Origin of the sequence: Defluviimonas sp. D31, assembly GCF_033436765.1 — a bacterium.
Lineage (GTDB): Bacteria > Pseudomonadota > Alphaproteobacteria > Rhodobacterales > Rhodobacteraceae > Albidovulum.
This window is the reverse complement of record NZ_JAWQFN010000063.1, coordinates 1-1,498: the sequence shown is the minus strand read 5'-3', so window position 1 is coordinate 1,498 and position 1,498 is coordinate 1. Positions and strand designations below refer to the sequence as shown.

1 protein-coding gene is annotated in these 1,498 nt (G+C 69.1%); it reads right to left on the bottom strand.

Annotated features, from left to right (window positions below; translation table 11 throughout):
• Positions 1 to 3: 3 nt before the first annotated feature.
• Positions 4 to 1,498: trimethylamine methyltransferase family protein (locus R5H32_RS20885; RefSeq protein WP_318340561.1), on the bottom strand; the 1,495-nt coding region annotated here is incomplete at its 5' end.

The window sequence follows — 1,498 nt, the reverse complement described above, 5'->3', positions numbered from 1 at the left end:
GGCTCACGGCTCGTCGCTGCCGATCTCTTCTTTCCGGCGGGCGACATAGGCGTCAAGCGCCTCGCGGATGGCGGGGTCCAGCGTGGGCTCTTCGTAGTCGCGCAAGGCCTGCTGCCAGAGCCCGGTCGCGCGGGTCAGCGCGTCCTTCGCGCCGGCCGCCTCCCAGCCGCCGTAATTGGTCCAGTCCGAGAGCATCGGCCGGTAGAAGGCGCTCTCGTAACGCGCGAGCGTGTGTTCGGCGCCGAAGAAATGGCCGCCCGTCGGCACTGATCGGATCGCCTCGAAGCCGAGCTCCTCCTCGGAAAAGTCGATCGGGCGCAGGATCTCCATCATGTTCTGCAGGATCTCGACATCGAGGATCAGCTTCTCGTAGCTCGCCGTCAGCCCGCCCTCGAGCCAGCCCGCGGCGTGGTAGACCATGTTGGCCCCGCCCATCACCGCGCCCCAGGTCGCCATGCCGGTCTCGTAGGCGGCCTGCAGGTCCACCGCGTTCGAGGCATTGGCGTTCGAGGTCCGGTAGGGCAGGCGGTAGCGCCGGGCGAGCTGGCCGGAGATGACATTCGCCTTGGTGTTCTCCGGCGTGCCGAAGGCCGGCGCGCCCGAGCGCATGTCGACGTTCGAGGTGAAGGCGCCGTACATCACCGGCGCGCCGGGCTTGACGAGCTGGGTCAGCACCACGCCGAACAAGGCCTCGGCGTTCTGCTGGGCGAGGGCGGCGGGCAGCGTCACCGGGGTCATCGCCCCCATCAGCGTGAAGGGCGTGATCGTCACCGGCTGGCCATGCTCGGCCATCGCGATCAGCCCCTCGGCCATCGCGTCGTCGAAGAGCCGGGGCGAGTTCACGGAGATGATGGTGATGACGCCGGGATCGGCCGCCATCTCCTCGGGCGCGATGCCGCGGGCGATCGCCATCATGTTGATGCCGTCCGTCGCCCGGCCGCGGCCGATCGCGGTGCAGTGGAACGCAAGGTCCGAGAGCGTGAGATTGGCGCGGTAGGTGTCGAGATGGCGGTTGTTGGCGGGCAGCTCCTGCGGCGCGGTGACCTGGTTGCCGATGATGTGGATCGCGTTGAAGTGATGCGCGAGGCGGATGAAGTTCTCGTAGTCCGTCATGTTCCCCGGGCGGCGGCCGTTCACGCAGTCATGGACGTTCGGCGGCCCGGCGACGAGGCCGAAGGCGACGTGCCGGCCGCCCATCGTCAGCCGCTTCGCGGCGTTGCGCGAGGTCAGCGTGAAGGAGGACGGCGCGGTCTTCAGGGCCGCGTCGACAAGGCTCTCGTCGATGCGGATCGTCTGCGCCGAACGGTCCACGATCGCGCCCGCGGCTTCGAAGAGCTCCATCACCCGCGTGCTCATCACCCGGATGCCGAGCTCCGACAGGATCCGCATCGAGGTCCGGTGGATCGCCTCGACCTGATCGGGCGTCGCGAGTTCCAGCGGCGCGTAGGGGTTCTGGACGGCGCGCCAGGGCAGCTGCGAGATCGCCCCTCCGCCGCGG